Genomic DNA, 23,880 nt, shown 5'->3' with positions numbered 1-23,880 from the left:
CCCCTGAGAATGTGAGTCCCCCGCTCAGAACGTAAGTACCCCCCGCGCCACCCGCCCCGCCTCCGCGTCGCCCACCGCCTTGGCGAAGTCCTCCACCGGGTACGTCTCCGTCACCAGCTCGTCGAGGAGGAGGCGGCCTTCCCGGTACAGCTCCGCGTACAGCGCGAAGTCGCGTTGCGGTCGTGCGGACCCGTAACGGCAGCCGAGTATGGACTTGTCCAGGAACAGCGACGAGACCAGGAACGACGCCTCGGCCGTGGCCGGCGGCACCCCCAGGAGGATCGCCTGGCCGTGGCGGTCGAGGAGGTCTACCGCCCGGCGGATCAGCTCGACCCGCCCCACGCACTCGAAGACATGGTCCGCCCCCGTCGGCAGCACCTCCCGCACCCCCTCCGCCTCCACCGATGAGAAGAAGTGCGTCGCGCCGAACTGCCGCGCGACCCCCTCCTTCCCGGGGTTGGCGTCGACCGCAACGATCCGCGTGGCCCCGGCGATCCTCGCCCCTTGCAGCACGTTCAGCCCGATGCCCCCCGTACCGATCACCACCACGCTGTCCCCGCGGTCCACCTTCGCGCGATTCAGGGCAGCACCGACCCCCGTCACCACCCCGCATCCGATCAGAGCCGCCGACGTCAGCGGAATGTCCTGCGGGATCTTCACGGCCTGCACGGCCTTGACCACCGTGCGTTCCGCGAAGGCGGAGTTCGCGGCGAACTGGTAGACCGGCTCGCCGCCCCGCGAGAACGGCTGGTCCGGCATCCCGATGGCCCGCCGGCACATCGTCGGCCGCCCCCGGTTGCACTCCCCGCACGTACCGCAGCTGGCGATGGTCGAAAGGGCGACGTGATCACCCGCGCCCACATGCGTCACGCCCGCACCGACCGTCTCCACCACCCCCGCCCCCTCATGCCCGAGCACCACCGGCGAGGGAAACGGAATGGTCCCGTCGATCACCGACAGGTCGCTGTGGCACAGGCCCGCGGCCGCGATGGCCACCAACACCTCCCCCGGCCCCGGATCCCGTACCTCCAGGTCATCGACGACCTCGGCCCCGCCACCCCCGATACCCCCGGCCCTGCTCCTGTCGAAAACGACACCCCTCATCGCGCCTCCCTCGGCAGGCCGAGCACGCGCTCGGCGATGATGTTCCGCTGAATCTCGTCCGAGCCGCCGTAGATGGTGTCGGCCCGCGTGAAGAGGAAAAGCCGCTGAAGTGCGTCCAGTTCGTACGGGGAGCCCTCGCTCCAGTCCGCGGGCCCGACCGCCGCCGCGGCCCCCCGCACCCCCATGGCCAGCTCCCCCAGCCGCTGATGCCAGCGGCCCCACAGCAACTTGGCCACGCTCGGCGCCCCCGCGTCCGCGCCGCCCCCCGAACTGCCCAACGTACGCAGCGCGTTCCACCGCATGACCCGCAACTCCGCCCACTGCCGTACGAGCCGGTCCCGCAGCACGGGGTCGTCGGCGGCCCCGCTGTCGACGGCCTCCCGGACCACGCCCTCAAGCTCCTGCGCGAACCCGATCTGCTGCACGAGCGTGGAGACCCCGCGCTCGAATCCGAGCAGCCCCATGGCGACACGCCACCCGTTGCCGACGCCCCCCACGACGTGCGACGCCCGCGCGATCGCGCCGTCGAAGAAGACCTCGTTGAACTCGCTCGTCCCCGTCAACTGCCTTATGGGCCGCACCTCGATACGCCCCGGCTGATCCATCGGCACCAGCAGAAAGGAAATCCCCCGGTGACCGCGGGACCCCGCCTCCGTACGCGCGAGCACGAAGCACCAGTCGGCCTCGTGCGCGAGCGAGGTCCAGATCTTCTGCCCGGTGACGCGGTAGGCGTCGCCGTCCCGTACCGCCGCCGTCCGCAGCCCCGCGAGATCCGACCCGGCGCCGGGCTCGCTGTACCCCTGGCACCACAGCGCGTCGCCGCGCGCGATCGGCGGCAGAAACTCGTCCTGCTGCTCCCGCGTGCCGTGCGCGAGGAGCGTCGGGGCCAGCAGGTTCTCACCGATGTGCCCGTACCGTCCGGGCGCCCGGGCCCGCGCGTACTCCTCCGCCCAGACGACCTGCTGGGTCAGCGTCGCCCGCCGATTCCCGTACGGCCCCACTCCCGGCCCCGCGTCAGAACCCGCACCCAGCCCCGCACCGGGGCCGGCCCTCACACCCCCCGGTCCCTCCCCCGACCCCCACCCCAAGCCGATCCATCCGCCCCGCCCCAACTCCCGCTCCCAGGCACGGCGTTGCGCCGCCCCCTCGTGCTCGCTGCCGGGCCCGCCCCGCCCCACGGCCTCCGCGAACGCCGCCCCCCTCAGATGCTCGCCGAGCCACGCCCGCGCCTCCGCGCGGAACTCCTCGTCCCCGGGGCCGAAGCCGAATTCCACCGCCGCCCCCGGCCTACGCGTTCGGCCGGTCTTTGGCGGCAGCCGCCTTCGCCATCGACTCCAGCTGCGCCAGCATCGGCATCGGGTCGACCCCCACCGTCCCCGGCAGGAAGTCGGCGATCTTCTCCGGGGTCCAGCCGCCCTCGACGTACCCGGCCCGCAGCTCACGCGGCTGCGCCCACACGGCGATCTTCGGCCCGGCGACCGTGTAGACCTGCCCGGTGATCTTCTCCGCCCTGGCCCGCTCGCTCAGCAGATAGACGACGAGCGCGGCCACGTCCTCCGGCTCCCCGATCTCCTTCAGCTCCATGGGCACGTTGGCGGACATCCGGGTCCGCGCGACCGGCGCGACCGCGTTGGCGGTCACCCCGTACTTGTGCAGGCCGAGGGCCGCGCTGCGCACGAGGGAGATGATCCCGCCCTTGGCCGCGCTGTAGTTGGCCTGCGCCACCGAACCCTGGTGGTTGCCGCTGGTGAAGCCGATCAGCGTGCCCGTCCCCTGCTTGCGCATGACCGCCGACGCGGCCCGGAAGACGGTGAACGTGCCCTTCAGATGCGTGGCGACCACCGGGTCCCACTCTTCCTCGGACATGTTGAAGAGCATCCGCTCGCGCAGGATCCCGGCGACGCAGACCACACCGTCGATCCGTCCGAACTCGGCGAGCGCGATGTCCACGATCCGCTGCCCGCCCGCCATGGTCGAGATGTCGTCGGCGACGGCGACGGCCTCCCCGCCCGCGGCCTGGATCTCCTTGACCACGGCGTCGGCTATCTCGCTGGTCGGTTCGGCGCCCTCCATGGAGACGCCGTAGTCGTTCACGACGACCTTCGCGCCCTCGGCCGCCGCGGCGAGCGCGACCGCCCTGCCGATGCCCCGCCCGGCGCCGGTGACGGCCACCACCTTGCCTGCCAAGAAGTTCCCCACGTCCGGCCCCTTCCCGCGGTTTCTGACGGACCGTTAGATTTTATGGCCCGGCAGACACCAGAAGACAAGCCCCGCGGAGGACCCATGTCAGACTCGGTATCCACAGGCAGCGCCGGATCAGCCCTTCCGCCCGAGTTCCACGACATCGCCAAGCGCGTCAACAACTGGGGCCGTTGGGGCGCGGAGGACGAGATCGGCACCCTCAACCTCATCACCGACGAGATCGTGCGCGAGGCCGCCGCCACCATCCGCACCGGCCGCCGCGTCCCGCTCGCGCTGCCCCTCAAGGAGGACGGCGTCCAGACGGGGCTGATACCGGGCCGGATCAATCCGCTGCACACGATGGTGCAGATCAATCAGGAGCTTTTCGGCCCCGGCACGGTCGCCACCAGCGACGACGCGGTCACGATGGGTCTACAGGCGGCCACCCACTGGGACGCCCTCACCCACGCGTCACACTCGGGGAAGATCTACAACGGCCGCCCCGCCGACACCATCACCGCCCACACCGGCGCCCGGTTCAGCGGCATCGACAAGGTCGCGCACCTCGTCTCGCGCGGCGTCCTGCTCGACGTCGCCCGCGCCAAGGGCGTCGACCGACTGCCCGGCGATCACGCGGTCACCCCCGAAGACCTGGAACAGGCCGAGGAGTTCGCGGGGGCCACCGTCCGCGCAGGCGACATCGTCCTCGTACGGACCGGGCAGATCCAGACCTACCTCGCCTGCGACAAACACGCGTACGCATACCCGTCACCCGGCCTCTCGATCCGCACCCCGGAGTGGTTCCACGCGCGGGATGTCGCGGCGGTCGCCAACGACACGCTGACCTTCGAGATCTTCCCGCCCGAGACGGAGAACCTCTGGCTGCCCGTGCACGCGCTCCACCTGGTCGAGATGGGCATGTTGCAGGGCCAGAACTGGAATCTGGAAAAGTTGTCCACAGCCTGTGCAGAAGTTTCCCGCTACAGCTTCCTGCTCTCCGCGACGCCGGAGCCGTTCATCGGCGGCACGGGAACACCTGTGGCCCCGGTCGCGGTGCTGTGAATTCGGCAGCGAATTTCCCTCGGGAGCCTTCGGATGGCGGCGCCACGGCACACGAGCCCGCCCGAGCACGTTGCCGCGCGCCGCCATCCGGCTCCGGCGCGCGAGTCCTGCCTCCCGAGGCCACGAAGGGACCGGCGCCGTCGGCGACCCACATCTCGTCAAGGTCGGGCCACAGGCCACTGTCCCTCGACGTCCCCTCGCGGCGAATCGCTGCACATAAGCGTGATCAATCGGACACGGTACGTCAACACCCGTCTGGCGATTAAGGAATTATGCCGCTTTTGTACCGACCGCGCACGGCCGCGCATCGGGGCACGCAGCGGCGCATGCGGGCGCCCGGCACCGACATCCGGGAGCCGCGTGGCCCGCGCAACCTGAGCGACCCGCGCAACCTGCGTGACCTGCGCGACCTGCGCGCCCCGCGGAGGTCAGACGGCCTCGTACGCCACGTCCTCGTACGTCGTCCCGTCGAACGCGACCGCCTCGACGCCGGACTCGCACCGGTCCACCTCGCACCAGATGCTCTTGCCCGCGCCTTCGGTCTGCCAGCCCCAGCGGTCGGCGAGGCCGTCGACGAGTTCCAGGCCACGGCCGTTGGTCGCGTCGCCGTCCGCGTGCCGCGGCCTCGGCGGCCGTGCGCTGGCGTCCGCGACCTCGACCCGGACCGTCCCTGGCCCCGCCTGCGCGGTCCCGGCGGCGCCCGCGTCCCCCGCCGCTTCCCCGGCGTCGGGGGCGGCCGGCGCGTCGGGAAGCCGCATGCGCAGTACGGCCGGGCAGCCCGTATGCACCACCGCGTTGGTGACCAGCTCCGAGATCAGCAGGATCAGCGTCTCGGCCAGTGGCTCATCGACCTGTATCCCGGAACCCGCGAGCCGAGAACGCGCCCACCTCCTGGCCCGTCCCACCTCTGCGGGGTCGGGCCTGACTTCCAGCTGAACATGAAGCACCTGCACCGCTCACACCATCCGAACCGGCGGACACATCGCCTCGCGACTCCAAGGGGTCACGGAACGTGATCCCCTTGAGAGACAGCATGGTTGACGTTCAGTCACCCCAACAAGCGCTTCAGGCATATTCCAGCGCGAAGGAGTACGCGTGCGGCATACTGTGCGACGCGCGCTGTGGGGGGTCGAACAGGCGGGCATATGGCCCCTTCCTGCACTGCGAGCGGTACGCATCGCCGGACCCGGCGCCGCCTCAGTGGCAACACCGGCATGGCTCGACCTCAGAACCACTCGCATCTCACACAAGGTACCGGAGCGGAAGCCCGACTCCATGCCGTGACGAGTCACGCATAGGACACAACCCGATATCGACGCTCAGTAGCCTCCTCCCGCTCCGGGAATCCCACAAGTCGATCACTCTCCGTATGGCAGCCGCCACCCGGTCGCCCCATGGGCCCCGCAGGCCTCACGGAGGCGCAGGCCTCACAGAGCCGCCGCGAGCTCCTCCTCCGCCTCCGCCGCCGACTGCCCGAGGCCGGCCCGCACCCAGGCCCGCTTCAGATGCAGATGCACGTCGGCTTCCCAGGTGAACCCCATCCCGCCGTGCACCTGCAGGCAATCCCGCGCGCCCCGCACCGCCGCCTCGTCGGCGAGCAGCTTGGCGCCCGCGATCTCCGGTGCGTCACCGGTGACGGCCGCGGCGTACACGGCCGCGCGGGCGATCTCGGTACGGACGAGCATCTGCGCGCAGAGATGCTTGACGGCCTGGAAAGCCCCGATGGCTTGCCCGAATTGGGTACGTTCTCGGGCATACCGGACGGCCATCTCGCAGGTCTTCCCGGCGCTTCCCAACTGCTCGGCGGCGATCAGGAGGTCCGCTTCGGGCTGCCGCGGGGTCGCCGCCCCTCCGCCGCCGGGCACCCGGTGCAGCGGCGTCAGCGGATCGACGGAGCGCAGGGGGACGGCGCCGGAGACGTCCCCCCGGGCCACGTCCGCTTCGTCGAGCCAGGGCACGAGCCCGCCGGAGTCGGCGGTCGTCAGCACCGACGTCACCACGACCGCCCCCCGCGCCGCCCCCTCGACATCGCGCGCCGCGAGGAACGTCGCCACCAGCGGCCCCGGAAGCAGCGCACGGCCCGCCTCCTCGAAGATCAACACGGCCTCCGGAAGCCCGAGTCCGACCCCGCCCTCCTCCTCCGGCACCCGCAGCGCGAAGAACCCGGCGTCCCCGAGCTCCCGCCACAGGGCCCGGTCCAGCGAGGGAGCCCCGGAGTCCACGGCGGCCCGCAGGGCAGTCCCGTCGAACCGCCCCGCGAGGAGGTCCCGGAAGCCGTCCCGCAAGGCCCGCTGGTCCTCGCTCAGTTGGAAGTCCACCCGGCCCCTCACCGCCCCTTCGGCAGGCCGAGTATCCGCTCGGCCACGATGTTCTGCTGGATCTGCGAGGTCCCGGCGGCGATCGTGTACGAGAGGGAGGAGAGCCGGTCCAGGGTCCACTCGTGGCCCAGGTCGAGCGCGCCGGGCCCGAGGACCTCGCCCGCGGCCTCGTACAGTTCCTGGCGGGCGTGCGAGTACCGCAGCTTGAAGACGGAGCCGCCCACCCCCGGCACCCCGGTCCCCGCCCGCTGCGACTCGCTCACGTTCCACTGCGTGAGCCGCCACAGCGCCCCGAACTCCGCGCTCAGCCTGCCGAGCCTGCGACGGAGGACCGCGTCGTCCCAGCGGCCGTTCTTGCGGGCCTCGCGGGCGAGATCGGCGAGGACGCGGCGGCAGGCGACGACCTCGCCCACGAAGGCCGTCCCGCGCTCGTACGACAGCGTCACCATCGTCACGCGCCAGCCGTCGTTCTCCGCGCCGACCCGGTTGGCGACCGGCACCCGCACCTCGTCGAGGAACACCTCGGCGAACTCGGTCGAGCCCGCGAGCGTGCGCAGGGGGCGGACCGTGATGCCGGGGGCGTCCATCGGCATGGCGAGCCAGGAGATGCCGCGGTGCTTGGGCACGTCCTCGCTGACCGGTGCCGTCCGCACGAGGAGCTCGCACCAGTCGGCGACCTCCGCGTGCGAGGTCCAGATCTTGGAACCGCTCACCACGTAGTCGTCGCCGTCCCGCCACGCGCGCGTGCGCAGCGACGCGAGGTCCGAGCCCGCGTCCGGCTCGCTGAACCCCTGGCACCAGACCTCGTCGCCGCGCAGCACGGGCGGCAGCCACCGGGCCCGCTGCTCCGGGGTCCCTTCGGAGGCGATGGTGGGCCCGGCGTGCAGCAGGCCGACGAAGTTCGCCCCTACGTAGGGCGCGCCCGCCTTCTCCGTCTCCTCCAGGAAGATGAGGTGCTGGGTGGGCGTGGCACCCCGGCCGCCCGCGTCGAGGGGCCAGTGCAGTCCCGCGTAGCCGGCGTCGTACAGCCTGCGCTGCCATCCCGTGTCGTACGCGCGCCGCCCCGGCCAGTTTGTCGGGTCGGGGCGCGGCGGCAGCCCGGGGAGCGTCCGGGCCAGCCACTCGCGAAGGCCGGCCCGGAAGGACTCCTCCTCCTCGGTGCAGGTGAGGTCCACGTCAGGTCCGCTCGTCCGTCATGGTGTTCCCTCCGGTCATCCCTGCGGCCCCACCGGCCTATCTGATGGCCCGTCAGAACGCAGGCTAGCTCCGCACCCCTGGACCGACAAGGCGGTGAGCCTTACGCTCTCGGCACGATCTGACCGCCCGTCAGTTACGTTGGTCCGTACGCCGGACTCCGGTCGCGAGGGGATCACATGAGGACCCATGAGAGCGCGGGGAACGAGACCGCGCACGCACTCGGCGCCTCCCGCACCCTCTGGGAGCTCATCGAACGCCGCGCCGCCCTCACGCCCGACGCCCCCGTCCTGATCCAGGCCGCCGCCGATGCGTCGGACGACCGGACGCTGACCTTCGGCGAACTGCGCGACCGCTGCGAACGCGTGGCCGCGGGCCTCTACGAGATGGGCGTGCGCCCCGGCACCGTCGTGGCCTGGCAACTGCCCACCCGTATCGAGACCGCCCTGCTCTCCTTCGCGCTCGCCCGCGTCGGCGCGGTCCAGTCGCCGGTCATCCCCTTCTACCGCGACCGCGAAGTCGGCTTCGCCCTGCGGGAGTCGAAGGCCGAGTTCTTCGCCGTGCCGGGGGTGTGGCGCGGCTTCGACCACACGGAGATGGCGCACCGGCTCGGCGCACGGGGCGTCTTCCAGGCGTACGCGTACGAGGACCTGCCGGACGGCGACCCATCCGTGCTGCCCGCACCGCCCTCCGACGGCACATCGGTGCGCTGGATCTACTGGACCTCGGGCACGACGTCCGACCCCAAGGGCGTGCTGCACACCGACCGTTCACTGATAGCGGGCGGTTCCTGCCTCGCGCACGCCCTGCACCTGTCGGCTGACGACGTGGGCTCGATGGCGTTCCCCTTCGCGCACATCGCGGGCCCCGACTACACGGTGATGCTGCTCCTGTACGGCTTCCCCGCGGTGATGTTCGAGCTCTTCGCGCTGCCGGACGCCCTCGACGGCTACCGGCGGCACGGCGTGACGGTGGCGGGCGGTTCCACCGCGTTCTACTCGATGTTCCTCGCCGAGCAGCGCAAGCTCGCGCCGGGCGAGAAGCTCATCCCGACCCTGCGCCTCCTCGCGGGCGGCGGGGCGCCGAAACCGCCGGAGATCTATCACGCGGTCGTACGGGAGATGGGCTGTCAGCTCACCCACGGGTACGGCATGACCGAGGTGCCGATGATCACCATGGGGGCGCCGGACGACACCGCCGGGAACCTGGCGACGACGGAAGGGCTGCCGCCGGACGGGATGCAGATCCGGATCACGGACGCCGACGGCAAGGAGGTGCCCGCCGGGGTCGACGGGGACGTGCGGCTGCGCGGGGAAGCGGTGTGCCGGGGCTACCTCGACCCCGAGCAGAACACGGGGGTCTTCGACGCGGACGGCTTCCTGATCACGGGCGACCTGGGGCACGTACGGCCGACGGGCCATCTGGTCCTGACCGGGCGGGCCAAGGACATCATCATCCGCAAGGGCGAGAACATCTCCGCGAAGGAGATCGAGGACCTGCTCCACCGGCATCCGGCAGTGGGGGACGCGGCCGTCATCGGGCTCCCGGACCCCGAACGGGGCGAGCGGGTCTGCGCGGTGATCGAACGGCGACCTGGGGACGAGGACACCGGCGAGGACACCGGCGGCCTGACGCTGGAGTCCGTGACCGCGTATCTGCGCGGGGAAGGGCTCTCCCCGTACAAGCTGCCGGAGCAACTGGAGGTGGTGGAGGCCCTTCCCCGCAACGAGACGCTGCGCAAGGTGCTCAAGTACAAGCTGCGGGAGCGGTTCGCGCGCGGCTGACGGCCGGCCGGATCACTCGGGAACGGTGAAGTACGCCGCGAAAGCCGCGACGATGTCCTCCTCCGTCACCCGTCCGTCCCCGTCGGTGTCGAGCGAGCCGCCCGCGGCGCTCGCGACGTCCGCGGGGACGCCGAGGGCCTTCAGCGCGCGCTCGACCTCCTCGGGGCTGACCGATCCGTCCCCGTCGCCGTCCGCGAGGGCGATCGTGGCGTCCAGGAACGGGCGCGCGATCTCGGCGAACCGGGCCGGGTTGTCGCGCAGGCGCTTCACGGCGCCGCCCACGAACTCCGGCTTGGTGATCCGCTGGTCGCCGTCGCGGTCGGCGATCCCGGCCATGCCCTGCCAGAAGGCCTCGGCCCCGATATAGAGCGCCTGGCCCTTCTCGGAGCGCGCCGTGGCGCCGAACTCGCTGAGCAGGGCGACAGCCGCCGTGCTGAAGTCCTCACGGGAGATGTAGCCGTTGCCATCCTGGTCGAAGGTGGTGAAACGGGCCGCGATCTTACGCTCGTACTCGGCACTGTCCATGGTGTTCGGGCCGCCTCACTTCTGCGGTTGGGTGCGTGTGCACGGGGGGTTCCCCGGGTGTCTCTGGCAGCGAGCGTACGTCGTCGGCGATCGCCCGGAGACGGGAAGCCGATGCTTGTGCCAAGACCGGGACAAGAGAGGTTGTACCAGGAGCCGGCCCTTGATGATCTTTTGGGTCTCTCTTGACCTTCCCTCACTCCCCGTCGATGTCAGCGCTTCCACGCGGCGACTCTCCGCGTTTCAAACCTCCCGAGCGTCATGATCAAACCAAAGATCATTTACGTACGCGCAAAGCGAACGCACAGTGATCCGCGCCGGACGGACCGTGCGCGGCAAATCTCAACTGCTCGTGTCACAGCCGGGTGTTACGTTCCTGAACCCCTTGATCAAACAAGGGGCGACCAACAAAAACGGGAGAACACAAATGAATCGGAAGCTGGCCGTCGGCGCCCTCGCAGCGGGGCTCTTCCTGACGGGCGCGGGGACCGCTTTCGCTACCGCGAACGGGGGTAGCGGGGATGTCGAGGCGACTGCCTCGTGGCACAAGATTCCGACGCTCTCCAGCGGCGGCGTCAAGTTCAAGAACGGCTACTACAAGTTCGAGGCGCCGGGCGCCAAGCACGGTGCCTTCCACTGGAAGGGCGACCTTCAGGACACCTCGGCCGGCGACGGCCACAATGTCTACGTGCAGGTGAAGGTCGAGGGTTACGACTGGAACCGGTTCAACGGCAAGCAGAAGAAGACGGTCCACAAGGACCAGCTCGTGTACGACGGCGCCGCTCGCTACACCAGCGACGCCTGGATACGCGCCTGCCGCGACCGGGGCTCCTTCCACCCGGACAACTGCTCGGTGACCAAGCACTACAAGCGGTAGTCACCAAAGGCACCAAGCGGCAGCACTGACCAGCTGCCACGCACGCACACCGGGCCCGGGCCCCCGCCCCGGGCCCTTCGCCTTCTTGGGGGAAGCGATCAGTACGCCGACCAATACGCCGGGTACGCCCGGTACCTCAGAAGTCCTCAGCGCCACGGGAGTCGACCTCTCCTACGGCTCCACGCCCGCCGTCCGTGACGCCCATCTGACCCTGGCGCGCGGGGAGATCGCGGCGATCACCGGAGCGAGCGGCTCCGGCAAGTCATCGCTCCTGTACTGCCTCGCGGGCGTACTGCCGCCCGCGCGCGGCGAGGTGCGGTTCGAGGGCCGCGCGTACGGCGAGCTCGACGACGAGGACATCAGCGCGCTGCGCCGCGAGCGCTTCGGCTTCGTCTTCCAGTACGGCGAGCTGCTCCCCGAGCTGACCATCGAGGAGAACACCGCCCTGCCGCTTCGCCTGGCCGGCACCCGCAAGCGCCCCGCGCTCAAGGCCGCCGCCGAGGTGCTCGACCGCCTCGGGATCGCCGACCTGCGCGAGCGGCGTCCTTCCCAGGTGTCCGGCGGGCAGAGCCAGCGCGTCGCCGTGGCGCGGGCGCTCGTGCACCAGCCGGCCGTGGTCTTCGCCGACGAGCCGACCGGCTCCCTCGACAGCGCCAACGCCGCCACCGTCCTCAAGGAGTTCCTCGGTCTCGCCCGCTCGCAGGACACCGCCGTCCTGCTCGTCACGCACGACGCGAACGTCGCCGCGCAGGCCGACCGCAACTACACGATGGCCGACGGTGTCCTCGCCGCGAAGGGCGCTTCGGCATGAGCGAGTTCCTGCTCGGCCTGCGGCTCCTGTTCGGCTCCGGGCGCGGCACCCGCGTACGTTTCCTGCTCATGACCCTCGGCGGCTCGCTGGGGGTGTGCTGCCTCGCGCTCGTCCTGACGATCCCCTCGATCCTGGGCGCCCACGACGGGCGGGCCGCCGACCGTGACCCGCAGGTCTACGCGGGCAAGAAGTCCGGCCGGCACACGCTCGTCCTGGAGCGCTCCGACCCGCACGGCTCGAAGCCCTTCAGCCGCGTCTTCCTCGCCCGCGGCAAGGACGGCGCCGCGGTGCAGCCACCGCCGGGCCTCGACGAACTGCCCGCCCCCGGCGAGGTGTTCGTCTCCCCCGCGCTGCACGACCAGCTCCGTCACGAGCCCGGCCTCAAGGGGCTGCTTCCCGGCGAGGAGAAGGGCCTGATCGGCCCCTCCGGCCTGACGGACCCGAACGAGCTGTACGCCTACGTGGGCACCACCAAGGACGAACTCGGCGACGACGCGCGCGCGTTGAAGAGCTTCGGTTCCGAGCACCCGCCCACCACGGCCGTCGAGAAGTCCACCCTCGACATCCTGCGCTTCACCCTCGCCGCCCTCGTGCTGCTTCCGCTCGGCGTCTTCCTCTCGGTCTGCGCCAAGCTCTCCGCCGCCAGCCGCAACCGCCGCCTCGCGGCCCTGCGGCTGCTCGGTCTGAGCGCCAGGGGCACGCAGCGCGTGAACGCCGCGGAGACCGTCGTCGCCGCCTTCCTGGGGGCGCTGCTCGGCCTCGGCGAGTTCTGGCTCCTGAACCAGATCATGGCGAGGACCGGACTTCCGGGCCTGAAGTGGTACCCCGCCGACGGCGCGCTCTCCGCGTCCACCATCGCCATCTGCCTGATCGGCTGCACGGCGCTCTCCTGGTTCGTGGGCCGGGCGAGCGCGCGGGCCGCGGCCACCAACCCGCTGAGCACCCGGCGCACCGCGGCCCCGCGGGCCCCCCGCGTCTGGGGCGGCCTGATGCTGGTCACCGGGCTCGGCATCGTCACCGGCTACTGCGCGACCGGCCTCACCGCCAACCCCGCGCAGAGCACCGGCATCAACTCCCTGCTGGTGCCCGGCGGCGTGCTGCTCACCGGGCTCGGTCTGGTGACGGTCATGCCGCTGCTCTCGTACGGCATCGCCAGGCGTCTGGCCCGCTCCGGCAATCTCGCCCTGAGCCTGGCCATGCGGCGCAACGAGGTCGAGCCGGGCAGCGCGATGCGCGTGGTCACCGGGCTCGTCCTGCTCGTGTTCTCCGCGTCGCTCGCGCAGGGCGTCCTGGTGGAGGAGCAGCAGATCACCCGCTCCGACTCGCCCGTGCAGGAGTACGGCCTGCGGCTCTCGCAGCTCAGCGAGGAGCAGCAGGACAGGCTGCGGGACATTCCGGCGGTGCGGGCCGACGCGATCGTGATGGACCCGCACACCGACCCCACCAAGGAGGGCGGCGACTGGCAGGCTCCGGCCCTGGTCGCCACCTGCGCCCAGTTCGCCAGGCTGACGGAGCACGCGGCGGGCTGCGAGGAGGGCAAGGTGCTCAGGCTCCAGGACCCGAACGTGGCCGAGTCCCCGGTCAAGACCTCCACGTACGCGCTGGAGCGGGACGGCAAGCGCACCTCGATGAAGGTCAAGGTGCCCGAGGCCCCCGAGGACACCGTCCTGTTCGACGGGTACGACGTCACCAACCTGCCGAGCCCCGGCCTCCTGGTGCCGCCCTCCGAGCTCCCGGCGCACGCCCTGCCCACCGCGGCCACGCTCGTCCTCATGAGCGGCTCGGACCCCGGCACCGTACGGGACGTCCTCGACCGCATCGGCGCCATCGCGCCCACGGCGGACGTCGACCCGGCGGGCATCAACATCGACGGACTCCAGCAGATCACCGTCATCGAGACGCTGCTCGCGCTCGGCATGGTGATGGGCCTGGTCATCGGCGTCGCGGCGTTCCTCGTCTCCGTCACCGACCGGGCGGTGGAGCGCCGTCCCCAGGTCACGGCGCTCTCCCTGATCGGCGCGCGGGCCCGCACGCTGCGGCTCGTGCAGTGCACGCAGGTCGTGCTTCCGCTGGCGGTGGGTCTGGTGCTCGCGCTGGTCGCGGGGAAGCTGGCCGAGTCCGCCTATCTGGTCACCGGCGGCGGCGAGATCTTCTGGGACGGGGCCGGGGTTCCGCTCCTGGTCGCGGCCATGGCCGGGGTGCTCGTCCTGGCGGTCGCGGGGACGCTGCCGCTGGTGGGGCGGCGCATCGACCCGGAGCTGATCCGGCGGGACTGAGGCGCCGGTTACGCGGTGTGCGGGGGCGGCGTCACGCGGACAGTGGCGTCGCTCCGTCGTCCACGGCGGCGGCCACGTCCGGGAAGACCTCGAAGAGGCGGCGTACGCCGAGGGCGGCGAGGACGCGGTTCACGTGGGAGCCGTCCTCGGCGCCCTGCGCGGGCAGTATCAGGCGCAGGCGTCCCTGGCAGGAGCGGAAGAGGCGGCGGGTGGCGATGAGCACGCCGACGCCGCTGGAGTCGCAGAAGAGGACGTCGGACAGGTCGAGGACGAGGCTGTGCCGGCCGTCGGCCACCGCGTCGTGCACGCGCTGGCGCACGACGGGCGAGGTCACCAGGTCCATCTCGCCGGACACCCGCAGGACGGCCCAGCCGTCCTGCTCGTCCACGGCCACCTGCAGCGTCACTCGCACGCCTCTCGCTCGCTGATACCGCTCGTCCGTCTCGTCCGTAGCTCGCCTCGTCGATGCGGAAGCACTCCCTACGCTTCCTGCGTACCTCGCGGCTGCCCCACCTCTCTTCCATGAAACACCAGGAACGCCGGTCTCTATCATCCGAGGCCGGGCGCCGGTGCACTTTGCCACAAAGGGAGTGCGTTGTCGGTGGTGGCGACTACATTCGATGGATAGTCGCCACGGGCGATTGACAGCTGCCACGAGCAGGGCAAGGCACGGGCAGGACACGGCAAGGCACGGCACGCGCAGAGGGGGCCGCATGGCGAAGGACGCGCCGCGTCGCTGGGACCGCCGCATGCAGCAGCGCCTCGCACACGGAGAGGCCGCCGCACTCGGGGAGCTGTACGACCGCTTCGCCTCCCTCGTGCACGGCCTCGCCCACCGCGTGCTCGGGGACGAGGACGCCGCCGACCGGCTCACCCGCGAGGTCTTCGCCCACGTCTGGGAGAACCCCGACGCGTACGACCCCAAGCAGGGTTCCCTGCGCTCCTGGGTCGCCACGCTCACCCACCAGCGTGCCGTCCGCCGGCTGCGCCAGACCGAGTCCGCGGCCCTGGCCCGCGGCGGGGAAGGCACCGCGGAGGACCTGGAGCGCAAGGTGCGCCGCGCGTCGGCGGCCGCCCGCGCGGACTACATCGTCACGGCCATGCCAGCCCCGCTGCGCGCCGCCCTGGAGCTCGCCTACTTCCAGCGGCGCGACTACCGCCAGACGGCCGCCGACCTCGGCGTGACGGAGGACGAGGCGCGCCGCCGCCTCCGCCTGGGGCTGCAACTGCTCTCCACCGCCAACGACGCCGCCGGACCCGCGGAGCCGCACCCCGCGCAGGGGCCGCCTCCCGGTTACGGGAGAGCGCTGTGAGCGGGCCCGACCGGCAGGAACCGTTCGAAGAACCGAGCGGTCCGGGGAGCGGCGACGGCGACGGCTGCGGCGCAAAGGGCCGGGACGAGCAGAGCGGCGCCCGCAGGCCGCCGCGCATACCGCTGCCGCGCACCTCCATAGAGGACACCGGAAACCCCCTGCCCGACCCGCCCCTCGCCCCCGTCGACCTCGACCACCAGGTCCTGCGGTCTCTCCTCGGGGCCTGGGCGCTCGCCGCCTGCTCCGTCGAGGAGGCCATCGCCGTGGAGGAACACCTGGGCCACTGCGGCCCCTGCGCGGAAGAGGCGCTGCGGCTGCGCGACGCGGTGGGCCTGCTGCACCAGGAGGAGAGCCTCGACCTCGATCCCGGCCTGCGCAACCGCGTCATCGAGAGCTGCCTCGGGCGGCGCCCGCCCCGCATCCCGGTGCCCGACTGGGCCGTGCCGTACGACGCGGAGACCGCCCGCCTCGACGCCCTCCTGCGGGACATCGGCGACTCGGAGTGGAACGCTCCGGTGCGCCTGCGGTGGTTCGACGACGACAGCCCCGTCAGTCGCAAGACGACGGTGGCCGGGGTGATCGCGCACCTCCTCGCCGTCGACGGCCTGGTCGCCCTCGCCCTCGGCCTCGACGACCCGCTGGGCAGCGACGCGGCGCCGCCCGCCGACCCCAGCGGCCGCACCGAGTCGTACTGGCGCGCTTCGTACTTCCCGCCCACGCGCGGCGTGCGCGGCCCCTGGCGCGCACAGACCCACGAGCTGATCCGCACGGTGTCCTTCACGGCAGGCGGTGCGTACGGCGCCGGGTCCGGCCGCCTCACCGTGCCGTACAGCGCCCCGGACGACGAGGGCCGCCGCGTCGAACTGCCGCTGCGGGACTCGATGCTGGAGCGCGCCTTCGAGTGCTGGATCCACGCGGAGGACATCGCGGAGGCGGTCGACTATCCCTACGAGCCGCCGTCCCCGCGCCATCTGCACCACATGATCGACCTCGCCGCCCGGCTGCTCCCCGGCACCCTCGCCGAACGGCGCCGCTCCGGCCTCGCGCCCCCGCCGCACGGCTTGGTGGCGGCGGGCGCTTCCGGCCGCAGCCTGCGCCTGGAGATCGAGGGGATGGGCGGCGGCGAATGGTTCATCCCTCTCGACTCCCCCGGCGCCGACGCGTCCGCGGACCGTGAGGTGGCCCATGTCGCGCTGGACGGCGTCGAATTCTGCCGCCTGGCCGCGGGCCACGTCTCGCCGGAGGAAGCGGCGGCCGGACAGGACGGCGACCGCCGCGCGATCAGGGACGTCCTGTTCGCTGCGGCGTCACTGAGCCGCATGTAGAGCAGTACGGGCTACGGCTTACGGCTTACAGGGCGAACGGACTAGGCGAAGACGACCGTGCGGTGGCCGTTGAGGAGGATCCGCCGCTCGGCGTGCCACTTCACGGCGCGCGCCAGTGCCTGGCACTCGACGTCACGGCCGATCGCGACCAGCTGGTTCGGCGTGACGTCGTGGCCGACCCGCTCGACCTCCTGCTCGATGATCGGGCCCTCGTCGAGGTCGGCCGTCACATAGTGCGCGGTGGCGCCGATCAGCTTCACACCGCGCGCGTGCGCCTGGTGGTAGGGCTTGGCTCCCTTGAAGCTCGGCAGGAAGGAGTGGTGGATGTTGATGATCCGGCCGCTGAGCTGCTTGCAGAAGTCGTCCGAGAGCACCTGCATGTAGCGGGCCAGGACGACGAGCTCCACGTTCTCGGCGCGCACGAGCTCCAGGATCTGCGCCTCGGCCTGCGCCTTGGTCTCCTTGGTCACCGGGACGTGGTGGAAGGGGATGTCGTACGACGCGGCGAGCTCGGCGAAGTCCGTGTGGTTGGACACGACCGCCGCGATCTCGACCGGCAGCGCCCCGATCCGCGAGCGGAACAGCAGGTCGTTCAGGCAGTGCCCGAACTTCGATACGAGCAGGACGACGCGCATCTTCTCGTCGGCGCGGCCCAGCTGCCAGTCCATGTGGAAGGAGTCGCCGACCGCCGCGAAGCTCGCCCGCAGCTTCTCCAGCGTCACCGGCGCCTCCGCCGAGAAGTGGACGCGCATGAAGAAGAGACCGGTGTCATGGTCGCCGAACTGCTGACTGTCCTCGATGTTGCACCCGGTCATGAAGAGGTAACTCGACACGGCGTGCACGATGCCCTGCTTGTCCGGGCAGGAGAGGGTCAGGACGTACTGCTCAGCGGGGTCGGCGGACGCGGCGACGGACGGCTCATTCATGCGCCCAAGGTTCCCACAATCGAGCCGGGTCGCGGTCCGCAGCGCCTCTTCTAGCTCGCGGAACGAGTCAGAATCCGCAGAACCTCAAGCGTCCGTGGGGCTTCGTCGGGGTTCTCCCCGTCACTGACGGCAAGCCGCACATGGGCATCCCTGGCGGCGCGTACGGCCTCCGGCCACCCCGGGTGGTCGAGATAGGCGGACACCAGCGCGTCCGGCCCCACCTCGTGCATGATCCGCAGAACCCGCAGCACCGCGGCGTCGACGAGGGCCGCCTCCTCCGCGTCACGGAAGATCGTCCCCACATACTTGTCGGCGGACCAGTTGTCGAGCCACGTGTCCTCGACAAGGCGGTACACGGCGTCGGTCACGTCCCCGTACTCCTCGCGCCCGGCGAGCCAGCAGTCACGCTGGAACCCCGGGTCGGAGAGCATGTGCAGCGCCGAGCGCACGTTGCTGCGCCAGCGCCACCACGGCATGTCGTTCGTTGGCATGCCGCCCATGGTGCTTGAGCGACGGCCGCGACGGGAAGAGTTCTCCGAACCTTGCACGGTCATCGATCGTACGTTCCCCCTCCGGGCAGTCGAATCGGCCCCTGCCATTCACCTTCTTGTCACCATGCGTTGAGAGCACGTCACACCATGGTTGGCGCCGCGGCGGAATCGTGCATGACCATGCCCGTCTCGCGACGCACCTTGCTCCTCCGCCCCTCCAGCCCCTCCGGCCTGTCGAGCACCTCTGGCCCCTCTGGCCCCTCCGGTCGCACCGGCCCCTCCGGCTCCGCCCGCCTCCCCCGCAGGACCACAGCGCTCACCGCGACCGCCCTGGTGGCTGTGTGCGCGTCCCTGGCCACCTCGTGCGGGGTCATACCCGGTTCGGCGGCGGGTGCCGGGGACGACCCCGTCACCGTCATGACCTGGGCCCCCGAGAACACCAAGGCGACCAACAAACCCGGCATCCCCGCGATGGCACAGGCCTACGCGCGCTGGGTCAACGCGAACGGCGGGCTCGACGGCCGCAAACTCAAGGTCATCACCTGCAACGACCACAACGACCCCGTGGGCGCCGCGGACTGCGCCCGCAAGGCGGTCGACAAGGAGGTCGCGGCCGTCGTCGGCTCCTACAGCCAGCACGGCCAGTCCTTCCTCTCCCCCCTCGAAGTCGCCGGTATCCCCTATATCGGCGGATACGGCGTCACCGACGAGGAGTTCAGCAGCCCCCTGTCGTACCCCGTCAACGGCGGCGAACCCGCCCTCATGGCAGGCAACGGCCGTCAGCTCGCCGCCCGCTGCGAGCGGGTCGCCCTCGTACGCCCCGACACGATCGCCGGTGACGACCTGCCGGGACTCCTGGACGCGGGCCTCACCGAGGGCCACCGGAGGTCCTCCGCCGACATCCGGGCGCCCGAGGACGGCACGGACTTCTCGGCCCAGGCCGAGCAGGCGCTGGAGCGCGCCGGCACGGACGGATGCGTGACGGCGGCGCTCGGCGCCCGCACGGACACGTTCTACGACTCCTACCGCCGCACCGAGAGCGCGTACCCGGCCGCGAAGATCTCCTCCGTGCTCGGCAGCGTCGACCAGTCCCTCATCGACCGCACGGGCGGCGGCAACGGCCCGTACGAAGGCGCCTACGTCACCGGCTGGTACCCGGTGGCCGGCGACGCCCGCTGGAACGAGATGCGCGAGGTCATCCGCCGGCAGGCGTTCGGCGACAACCGGGTCGACCCGACCGACGCGGGCGTGCAGACGACGTGGATCGCGTACACCGTCCTGAAGCACGCCGTCGAGTCGCTCGACGGCGGCGAGGTCTCGGCGCGGACGCTGCGGCGGGCCCTGGACAAGGGACTCAAGGTCGAGACGGGCGGTCTCACGCCCACGCTTCGGTGGCGGTTCAAGGACATGCTCGCGGCGAGCGACTTCCCGCGCCTGGTCAACGCGGACGTGACGTTCCAGGTGGTGCGGGACGGCCGCCTCGTGCCGGCGCAGAAGGGCTTCGTGAACGTCTCGAAGACCCTGGAACGGGTGCCGTAACCCGCTCCGGGACCGTGCGCCGGCCGCGTCCCGCAGCCGTCTCGTCTCTTACAGCTGTGACTTGTCGCGCGTGGTGAGGCCGTACTTCTGGGCGATGGCGTTCCACAGCCCGGCCGCTTCCTGCTTGGCCGTGGTCGCCTCGCCGCTCGACTTGTTCGCGGCGACCGCCTGCGGCGTCGTGCGGGCGTGGCCCTTCTGGCAGCCCTTCTTGCCCGAGACCTGGCCCGCCCACGCGGCGTAGTGGTTGTCGGCCGCGGCGGACGCCTTCCATGCCTTGGTGAGGGACGCCGTCAGCTGGGCGTTGGCCGGGAGCTTGTCCACGGAGAGCGTCGAGAGGCGCGTGACCAGGCCGTTGCGCTGCTTGGCCGCGTTGCGCAGGTCGGTGGCCGACTGGCTGAGGTCGGCGCACTTTCCTACGTTGCGTACGGCGGCGATCACCGAGTCACGGCTGTTGTTGCTGTCGGCGAGGAGCTTGTCCAGGGCGATGGCCTGCTGCTCGGCCGGGTCGACCGAGGGCGAGGGTTTCTCGTCGGACGGCGCGGCGTCGGAGACGGTCTTGGGGGCGGCCTTCTCCTCGTCGCCGCCTCCGCCGCTGAGCAGTGCGCCCGCACCGACGCCGATCACCGCGATGGCTACGCCGATGGCCACGAAGAGCGGCACCTTCGACCCCGTGCGGCCACCCTCGCCGCGCGGGGCGGGAGCGGCGGCGGCTGCGCGGCGTGCGGCACGGCCTCCGCCGTCGCCGCCGGGGTGCTCTGGATCGAAGCGGGGCATCTGCTGGGTCGACGCGGGGCCTTCGGGCTCCGCGTCCTGCGTACGGAAGAGGCTGTCGAACTCGGCGGGCGGCTGCCGGTCGCCGGGGGCGCCGGGCCGTATCCCGAAGGGCGCCTTGCCGGGCTCGGCGGGCACGGGGGCGATGTACTGCGTGGGCTCGCTGTCGGAGCCGGCCGCCGGGGGCATGGGCGAGCGGCCGAGGAACTGCGTGGCGTCGCCCGTGGGTGCCTCGGGCGGCAGGGCGCCGGGGGCCACCGGGGGTATGTACTGCGTCGCGCCCTCGTCGAACCCGGCTCCGCCGCCGCCTCCGGAAGTCACCGGGGGTATGTACTGCGTCGCGTCCGCGTCACCCGCGGCGGCGGGCGTCAGCGGCGCGAGGCCCCCTGCGACGGGCGGCAGCGGCGCGCTCCCGCCGGAACCGGCGGGGGGCAACTGGCCCGCCTGCACGGCGGGAGGAAGCTGCCCGGCCTGCCCGGCCGGGGGAAGAGACTGCTGCCCCGCCTGCCCCGAATACGAGGCATCCCCAACCTGCCCACCACGGCCCCCACCCCCCGCATGCCTGGCGTGCGCACCGCCAGAGCCCTGCGTGGCCTGCGCGGCGTGGCCACCGCCCGAGGGCTGCCCCGCATGAGTCCCGGCCGAGGGCTGCCCGGCGTGACCACCGAGGGAGGGCTGCCCGGCATGGGACCCGCCCGACGGCTGACCCGCATGGGCGCCACCCGAAGGCTGCCCGGCATGCGTACCACCCAAAGGCTGGCCCGCGTGCGCACCGCCCGCGCCAGGCCCCGCGTAGGCCCCACCCGCGCCGGCCCCCGTGTAAGACTCTCCGGCCGGCTGACCCGCGTACTGCCCGCCCCGGCTGCCATCCGCGTACTGGCCGCCCTGCGGCTGTGCCCCGTACTGGCCGCCGCCCTGCTGCTGGCCCGCGTAAGGCGCACCCGCGCCCTGCTGCTGCCCCGCATAAGGCGCACCCGCGTCCTGCTGCTGGCCCGCATAAGGCGCGCCCGCGCCCTGCTGCCCGTAGGGGGCGCCGTGTGTGCCCTGGGGCTGGGCGTCGGCGTACGGAGCGTCGGGAGTCGGCTGGGTGGGGTAGGTCTGGCCTCCGTACGGCGCGTCCGTGTGCGGGGCCCCGTACGTGGCGCCCTGTGCATAGCCCTGCTGCTGCGTGCCCTCCGCGGGCAGCGGGGCGCCGGCGCCGTACGACTGCTGTTGGCCGGGAGCCGCGTCCCACGGCTGGCCGGCGGCGGGCGGCGGGTCCGCCGGGGACGGGCCCCACGGCTGGCCCCAGGGGCTGCCGCCCGTCGGCGCCACACGGTCGCCGGTGGTGCCGGGCATCAAAGGCTCGCTTCCGTCGGCAGGCAGCACGATGCCTTCGTGCGCGTGCCGGTCCGCGGAATGCGGATCGGAGGAAGCGGCGCCCTGCCCGCTCTGCTGCGTCACCGGGACTCCTACGAATGGGGGACCTACGGAACCGTCGGCTCACGCTACCGGGTCCCCACAGGCCTCTGCCACGCAGCTCAAACCTCCGTGACCGGTTCAATCGCAGAAGTAACAAAAGCTCTCCGCGAAACGCTGTTTACGTCACGGGGCAGTCTCGAACGCGGACGGGAGCGGGCCGTTCACCGTGCGGAAAGGGCGGGGACGAGCCGAGTTCACGAGGGCGCGACACACGTCACACATTCTTCACGCACCCGCATCCCGCACCCGAACCCCGAACCCCGCCCGAACCCCGCCCGAATCCGTACCGTTCACGCCGCCTGGACGTCCATCCGCGCCCCGAACTCCCTTACCACCGGCTCCTCCCGGTACGGCGCGAGCCGCTCCTGGAAGTCCTCCAGATACTCGGCGCCGCGGTTCGACCGCAGCGTGCCGAGGAGTTCGACCGCCTTCGTGCCCGTGTGGCACGCCTGCTCGACGTCCCGCCGCTGCACCTGCGCCGTGGCGAGCAGCACGAGGCCGATCGCCCGCCGCCGCGCCCGCGTCTCGGGATGCCCGGAAAGGGCCTCCTCCGCGCTGCGCGCCGCCGCGTCCGCCTGCCCCAAGTCCCGGTGGCAGTGCGCCAGTTCATCGGCCAGATACGCGTGGTCGAAGTGCCGGATCCACACGGGGTCGTCCCCCGAGTCCGCCTCCCCGGACGCCCGGTCCATCGCCTCGACCGCATGGCCCGCGACGACCTGCGTCGAGCGGCCGTCCCCGAGCAGCGCGTGCCCCCTCGCCTCGGCGGCGTAGAACATGGCCTCCGCGCGCGGGGTGACCCGCCCGCGCGTCCCCTCCTGGGCCGCCCGCGCCAACTGCGCGATCTCCCGCGGGTTTCCGAGCTGCGCCGCGAGGTGGCTCATGGACGCGGCGAGGACGTAACCGCCGTAGCCCCGGTCGCCCGCCGCCTGCGCGAGCCGCAGCGCCTGGATGTAGTACCGCTGGGCGAGACCCGGCTGGCCCGTGTCCACCGCCATGTACCCGGCGAGTTCCGTCAACCGGGCGACGGCGGAGAACAGTTCGCGTCCCACCGCCTCGCGGTACGAACCGGCGAGCAGCCCCGACACCACGCTGTTGAGGTAGTGCACGACGACCGGCCGGACATGCCCGCTGCCGTACTGGTGGTCCAGCGTCGTGAGCGCCTCCGTCATGGCCCGCACCGCCGCCACGTCGGAGAGCCCGACCCGCGGCCCGGCCATCCGGCCGACCTGCGCGTCCGGCGACGAGATCAGCCAGTCGCGGCTCGGCTCGACGAGCGCGGACGCGGCGACGGACGACCCCGACAGGAAGTCCCGCCGACCCACGTCGCTGCGCCACAGCTCGCAGACCTGCTCGATGGCGCCGAGCACGGTGGGCGAGAACTGCAGACCGACTCCGGAGGCGAGATTCTTGCCGTTCGCCATGCCGATCTCGTCGATCGTGACGGTCCGGCCCAGCTTGCGGCCGAGCGCCTCGGCGATGATTCCCGGCGCCCTGCCGCGCGGTTGCTGACCGCGCAGCCACCGGGCGACCGACGTCTTGTCGTAGCGCAGGTCGAGACCGTGCTCCGCGCCGCACATGTTGACCCGGCGGGCCAGGCCCGCGTTCGAGCAACCCGCTTCCTGAATGAGTGCCTGCAGCCTTTCGTTGGGCTGCCGCGCGACGAGCGGCCTTGCGGCCATGGCGTACCCCCTGATGTGCACCGTGGTTCATCTGGACGGACCGGACAGAGGGGCCGGAATCAGCCACCCCAGATGATCAATGCCCTTGGAACAAACGGAAGATGCACCACAAACGGACGATAAGTCGGTAACTGGGCTTCTTCGGAGTGCCCCAGTCTTGGCTACCCGCACATGGAACCCATTCCCCATGCGCGCCCCCGCCCGTGCACCCATGCGCCCCACATGCAGGATCGATGCTCCGCCCCC

At 71.8% G+C, this 23,880-nt stretch carries 20 protein-coding genes; 8 read left to right on the top strand and 12 right to left on the bottom strand.

Annotation, left to right across the window (positions count from 1 at the left end):
* Positions 1–24: 24 nt before the first annotated feature.
* From IE226_RS26495 to IE226_RS26485, 3 genes are read right to left on the bottom strand one after another with little or no spacing between them, the layout of a single operon-like run.
* On the bottom strand, positions 25–1,104 hold the full coding sequence (locus tag IE226_RS26495; RefSeq protein WP_190083878.1) for a Zn-dependent alcohol dehydrogenase: 1,080 nt from the start codon (positions 1,102–1,104) through the stop codon (positions 25–27).
* Entirely contained in the window at positions 1,101–2,378 is a 1,278-nt protein-coding gene (locus IE226_RS26490) for an acyl-CoA dehydrogenase family protein (RefSeq protein ID WP_190083877.1), read from the bottom strand. Before IE226_RS26490 ends, IE226_RS26495 begins: the two co-directional genes overlap by 4 nt.
* A 13-nt stretch (positions 2,379–2,391) precedes the next feature.
* Positions 2,392–3,303: an SDR family oxidoreductase gene (locus IE226_RS26485; RefSeq protein ID WP_190083876.1), complete on the bottom strand. Its 912-nt coding sequence runs from the start codon at positions 3,301–3,303 to the stop codon at positions 2,392–2,394.
* Between the two features lie 84 nt (positions 3,304–3,387).
* On the opposite strand from IE226_RS26485, the gene IE226_RS26480 reads away from it, so the two are divergent.
* Complete coding sequence (locus IE226_RS26480; protein ID WP_190083875.1) at positions 3,388–4,347, top strand: cyclase family protein; 960 nt, start codon at positions 3,388–3,390, stop codon at positions 4,345–4,347.
* 428 nt (positions 4,348–4,775) lie between these two features.
* Here IE226_RS26480 and IE226_RS26475 read toward each other — a convergent pair whose 3' ends face one another.
* From IE226_RS26475 to IE226_RS26465, 3 genes are all read right to left on the bottom strand, one after another.
* A complete protein-coding gene (locus IE226_RS26475) occupies positions 4,776–5,300 on the bottom strand; it encodes an ATP-binding protein (protein WP_190083874.1) in 525 nt (174 codons plus the stop codon).
* Positions 5,301–5,774: 474 nt separating this feature from the next.
* Complete coding sequence (locus tag IE226_RS26470) at positions 5,775–6,665, bottom strand: acyl-CoA dehydrogenase family protein (RefSeq protein ID WP_190083873.1); 891 nt, start codon at positions 6,663–6,665, stop codon at positions 5,775–5,777.
* 8 nt (positions 6,666–6,673) lie between these two features.
* Positions 6,674–7,840 (bottom strand): acyl-CoA dehydrogenase, encoded by a 1,167-nt coding sequence (locus IE226_RS26465; RefSeq protein ID WP_190083872.1) that lies wholly within the window; start codon positions 7,838–7,840, stop codon positions 6,674–6,676.
* 198 nt (positions 7,841–8,038) lie between these two features.
* Here IE226_RS26465 and IE226_RS26460 point away from each other — a divergent pair, with 198 nt between their 5' ends.
* Complete coding sequence (locus IE226_RS26460) at positions 8,039–9,643, top strand: class I adenylate-forming enzyme family protein (protein WP_190083871.1); 1,605 nt, start codon at positions 8,039–8,041, stop codon at positions 9,641–9,643.
* Between the two features lie 12 nt (positions 9,644–9,655).
* On the opposite strand, the gene IE226_RS26455 is transcribed toward IE226_RS26460, so the two are convergent.
* Positions 9,656–10,168 (bottom strand): EF-hand domain-containing protein, encoded by a 513-nt coding sequence (locus tag IE226_RS26455; protein WP_190083870.1) that lies wholly within the window; start codon positions 10,166–10,168, stop codon positions 9,656–9,658.
* Between the two features lie 424 nt (positions 10,169–10,592).
* Here IE226_RS26455 and IE226_RS26450 point away from each other — a divergent pair, with 424 nt between their 5' ends.
* From IE226_RS26450 to IE226_RS26440, 3 genes are all read left to right on the top strand, one after another.
* Positions 10,593–11,042 (top strand): hypothetical protein, encoded by a 450-nt coding sequence (locus IE226_RS26450; RefSeq protein WP_190083869.1) that lies wholly within the window; start codon positions 10,593–10,595, stop codon positions 11,040–11,042.
* 85 nt (positions 11,043–11,127) lie between these two features.
* The gene (locus IE226_RS26445) at positions 11,128–11,853 is read left to right on the top strand and encodes an ABC transporter ATP-binding protein (RefSeq protein ID WP_229871549.1); all 726 of its coding nucleotides are present in this window, start codon (positions 11,128–11,130) and stop codon (positions 11,851–11,853) included.
* Entirely contained in the window at positions 11,850–14,129 is a 2,280-nt protein-coding gene (locus IE226_RS26440) for an ABC transporter permease family protein (RefSeq protein WP_190083868.1), read from the top strand. The genes IE226_RS26445 and IE226_RS26440 overlap by 4 nt, the downstream gene beginning before the upstream one ends.
* Before the next feature lie 31 nt (positions 14,130–14,160).
* On the opposite strand, the gene IE226_RS26435 is transcribed toward IE226_RS26440, so the two are convergent.
* Positions 14,161–14,535 (bottom strand): STAS domain-containing protein, encoded by a 375-nt coding sequence (locus IE226_RS26435; RefSeq protein ID WP_190083867.1) that lies wholly within the window; start codon positions 14,533–14,535, stop codon positions 14,161–14,163.
* Between the two features lie 307 nt (positions 14,536–14,842).
* On the opposite strand from IE226_RS26435, the gene IE226_RS26430 reads away from it, so the two are divergent.
* Positions 14,843–15,442, top strand: coding sequence for a sigma-70 family RNA polymerase sigma factor (locus IE226_RS26430; RefSeq protein ID WP_190083866.1), 600 nt, complete (start codon positions 14,843–14,845; stop codon positions 15,440–15,442).
* Positions 15,439–16,767 carry a zf-HC2 domain-containing protein gene (locus IE226_RS26425; RefSeq protein ID WP_190083865.1) on the top strand — a complete coding sequence of 443 codons (1,329 nt, stop codon included), beginning with the start codon at positions 15,439–15,441 and terminating at the stop codon, positions 16,765–16,767. The genes IE226_RS26430 and IE226_RS26425 overlap by 4 nt, the downstream gene beginning before the upstream one ends.
* A gap of 41 nt (positions 16,768–16,808) precedes the next feature.
* Here the strand turns inward: IE226_RS26425 and purU are convergent, their stop codons facing one another.
* Together purU and IE226_RS26415 are read right to left on the bottom strand one after the other, a co-directional pair.
* Entirely contained in the window at positions 16,809–17,693 is an 885-nt protein-coding gene (purU, locus tag IE226_RS26420; protein WP_190083864.1) for a formyltetrahydrofolate deformylase, read from the bottom strand.
* A 50-nt stretch (positions 17,694–17,743) separates the two neighbouring features.
* On the bottom strand, positions 17,744–18,247 hold the full coding sequence (locus tag IE226_RS26415) for an SCO4402 family protein (RefSeq protein ID WP_190083863.1): 504 nt from the start codon (positions 18,245–18,247) through the stop codon (positions 17,744–17,746).
* A gap of 117 nt (positions 18,248–18,364) precedes the next feature.
* Between IE226_RS26415 and IE226_RS26410 the strand changes: the two genes are divergently transcribed.
* Complete coding sequence (locus tag IE226_RS26410; RefSeq protein ID WP_190083916.1) at positions 18,365–19,723, top strand: ABC transporter substrate-binding protein; 1,359 nt, start codon at positions 18,365–18,367, stop codon at positions 19,721–19,723.
* Positions 19,724–19,771: 48 nt separating this feature from the next.
* Here IE226_RS26410 and IE226_RS26405 read toward each other — a convergent pair whose 3' ends face one another.
* Both IE226_RS26405 and IE226_RS26400 read right to left on the bottom strand, forming a co-directional pair.
* Complete coding sequence (locus IE226_RS26405) at positions 19,772–21,937, bottom strand: hypothetical protein (RefSeq protein ID WP_229871547.1); 2,166 nt, start codon at positions 21,935–21,937, stop codon at positions 19,772–19,774.
* Positions 21,938–22,245: 308 nt separating this feature from the next.
* Positions 22,246–23,634 (bottom strand): NsdA family TPR-like regulatory protein, encoded by a 1,389-nt coding sequence (locus IE226_RS26400; protein ID WP_190083862.1) that lies wholly within the window; start codon positions 23,632–23,634, stop codon positions 22,246–22,248.
* Between the last annotated feature and the right edge of the window lie 246 nt (positions 23,635–23,880).

It is taken from the genome of Streptomyces longisporoflavus (assembly GCF_014649775.1).
In the GTDB taxonomy this organism is placed as follows: Bacteria; Actinomycetota; Actinomycetes; order Streptomycetales; family Streptomycetaceae; genus Streptomyces; species Streptomyces longisporoflavus.
The sequence above is the reverse complement of the archived record's forward strand: the minus strand, read 5'-3'. Positions and strand labels throughout refer to the sequence as shown.